Origin of the sequence: Flavobacterium aquaticum (assembly GCF_003259835.1) — a bacterium.
Taxonomy (GTDB): Bacteria; Bacteroidota; Bacteroidia; order Flavobacteriales; family Flavobacteriaceae; genus Flavobacterium; species Flavobacterium aquaticum.
This window is the reverse complement of record NZ_QLMI01000017.1, coordinates 1-2795: the sequence shown is the minus strand read 5'-3', so window position 1 is coordinate 2795 and position 2795 is coordinate 1. Positions and strand designations below refer to the sequence as shown.

General features: G+C 34.5%; 3 protein-coding genes. All 3 read right to left on the bottom strand.

Going from position 1 to position 2795, the window contains the following annotated elements:
• Positions 1–189 precede the first annotated feature (189 nt).
• The gene (locus B0I03_RS13045) at positions 190–1119 is read right to left on the bottom strand and encodes a PorP/SprF family type IX secretion system membrane protein (RefSeq protein WP_394338079.1); all 930 of its coding nucleotides are present in this window, start codon (positions 1117–1119) and stop codon (positions 190–192) included.
• Positions 1120–1134: 15 nt separating this feature from the next.
• Positions 1135–1815: an aquaporin Z gene (gene aqpZ / locus B0I03_RS13040; protein WP_111567868.1), complete on the bottom strand. Its 681-nt coding sequence runs from the start codon at positions 1813–1815 to the stop codon at positions 1135–1137.
• A 10-nt stretch (positions 1816–1825) separates the two neighbouring features.
• Positions 1826–2795 (bottom strand): gliding motility-associated C-terminal domain-containing protein (locus B0I03_RS13035; RefSeq protein WP_146603305.1); only part of this gene is annotated, 970 nt, incomplete at its 5' end.

The following is a 2795-nucleotide window of genomic DNA, read 5'->3' as shown; positions in this document are numbered from 1 at the left end:
TTTTGAAATAGTTCAACCGATTTGTATCCTTTTTCAGCTACCTTTTCATAAGTTTTGATAGCATCAACATAAGCGAATTTTTCAAAATCTTTATCGGCTCTTTTAATTTTAACTTGTTGTGCATCTACTAAAAAACTCTTTAGTAACAATGCTACTATAACTATTGTTTTTGTTTTCATATTGTGTTTTTTAGAAGAATCTTGGTGAAACAACTTTTTCTGATTTGCCTTTGAACTCGTAACGCAAGAATATTTCGTGCGAACCTGAGTTGTAGTTTGCTAGTTTGGTAGTTTCGGCATCATAACCATAACCTATGAACCAACCTTCTGAAACTTGAAAACCAACCAATCCACTTAATGCAGCATCCCAGCGCCAAGCCGCACCTAAAACAAATTTTTCATTAAACATAAAATTGGCGGTTATATCTAATTGTAAAGGCGATCCCGATACCATTTTAGACAAAAAGGCTGGCTTGAATTTAACTGATGGAGATAAATCAAAAACGTAACCTCCAATCAGATAATAGTGCATTCTTTCCCTAGCTGTAGCGGAAACGTTATCATCAAAATGCTCTGTTTCTAAGAAGTTTGGAACCGATAATCCGGCATATAATTTATCTGAATGGAAGTAAATACCGGCTCCAATATTTGGTGAAAAACGATTGTCAATGTTATTTTGAAATTGAGGATCAGTTAAATCGTATCGGTCTAATTTGGTGTAATCTACATTTAATAAATTAGCCGTTCCTTTTATTCCGAATGATAATTTATAGGTTTCCGATGTTGGAATAGAGTAGGACACATCTACCGAAATGGCATTTTCATCAGATGGTCCAATGCGGTCGTTTACAAAGGAAACTCCCAATCCAAAATTAGAATTATTAATTGGTGTGTTTACCGAAAGGGTATTGGTTACTGGAGCTCCATCTAATCCTACCCACTGGGTTCTATGTAATCCAAAAATACTCATGACACCACGACTACCGGCATAAGCAGGATTCACATTAATAGTATTATACATATAATTGGTATATTGTGAATCTTGCTGGGCACTCATTTTTTGATTGCTCAAGAAAAGCAAGGCAGAGCAGATGATTATATTTTTAATTGAAATTTTCATGATAATTAGTATTTCTTATTGTAAAAATCTTTTGTAAGTAAAACCTGCTAATACTCCGCCTAAAATAGGAGCTACCCAAAATAGCCATAGTTGTTCTGATGGCCAACTTACATGAGCAAATAAAGCTTGACTTAAACTTCTTGCTGGGTTTACTGAGGTGTTTGTAATAGGTATACTTACTAAGTGAATTAATGTTAACGAAAATCCTATCACTATTCCAGAGAATTTATGATATGCATTATTGCTAGTAACGCTCAAAATAATCAGTAAAAAGAAAAAAGTAAGGACAAATTCAGTTAAAAAACACGAAAGTAAATCGTATTCCATAGGCGAATTTTCTCCATACCCATTAGAGGCAAAGCCTCCAATTTCAGTATGAACACTTCCTGATTGAATCATGTATAGAACAGAAGCTGCTAAAATAGCTCCTAGTATTTGAAAAAAGGAATATCTCAAAGCTTCATTTAGTGACATTCTACCTGAACTTACCATTGCAAATGATACTGCTGGGTTTAAATGACAACCAGAAATTGGACCAATTGTATAAACCATAGTTAACAATGAAAGTCCGAATGCCAATGAAACACCCACAAATCCAATCCCATAGTCTGGGAACGTGGCAGCAAAAAGAGCGCTACCACATCCACAAAATACTAACCAAAAAGTACCTATTAACTCAACTATATATTTTTTCATAAAGTATCTTTTAATTATTTTGGATATATAAATGTCCTGCTTTATTAATCATTTGTTTTCCGTTTACTCCATCATAGCTGTACTCGTATTTTATGATGTAGAAGTAAGTCCCAGTTGGTAATTTTTCATTTCTAGAAATCGTACTTCTTCCATCAGAATACCCTTTGAAAACATTATTTATGTTGTCGTAATTAGACGTTTCATACACTTTTACTCCCCAACGGTTGAAGATTTCGACAGTGTTGTTTTGATAACATTCAATACCTTCTAAGTAGAAAATATCATTTTTGGTATCTCCATCAGGTGATACAGCATTCCATATTTTAATATGACAAGCTAATGTTATTGTTTGAGTATAAGATGATGAATTACCACAATCGTCTGTAGCAGTCCAAGTTCTAATTAATAGATATCTACTTGAACAATCTCCATCAATTCTTTGTTCATCTAATGTAACAGTTACATTTCCACAATTATCTGTAGCAGTCATTGTTGGAGCAACAGGAATATTATCACAATCTGCAAATCCATCTACTGGTATCTCACCTGTAAATACTGGTGGTGTTGTATCTTGAACATCGATGATTTGGATATGAGAGGTTTCATTTCCACAAGTATCGGTAGCAGTCCAAGTTCTGATTAATTGATAGTTCGATGCGCAACTTCCGTTAATTCTTTGTTCGTTGTAAATTACGGTTGCTGTACTACAGTTGTCAATAGCAGTCAATACAGGTGCAGTTGGAACTACATCAGTACATTCTAATACTAAATCAGCAGGTAACGATTCTACAAAAGTAGGGTCCGTTGTATCTTGAACCGTTATTGTTTGTGTATGAACGATGTCATTACCACAAAGGTCTGTTGCAGTCCAAGTTCTCGTGATGGTATAGTTTGCACAAGCTCCCGCAACTTCTGTTGATGTTTCATTAAAAGTTACTGTTGCAGTACCACAATTATCTGTTGCAGTTAATGTTACAGCA

Bases quoted from the DNA above. Each gene is read 5' to 3' on its own strand.
- B0I03_RS13045 (WP_394338079.1), bottom strand. From the start codon at position 1,119: ATGAAAATTTCAATTAAAAATATAATCATCTGCTCTGCCTTGCTTTTC.
- aqpZ (WP_111567868.1), bottom strand. From the start codon at position 1,815: ATGAAAAAATATATAGTTGAGTTAATAGGTACTTTTTGGTTAGTATTT.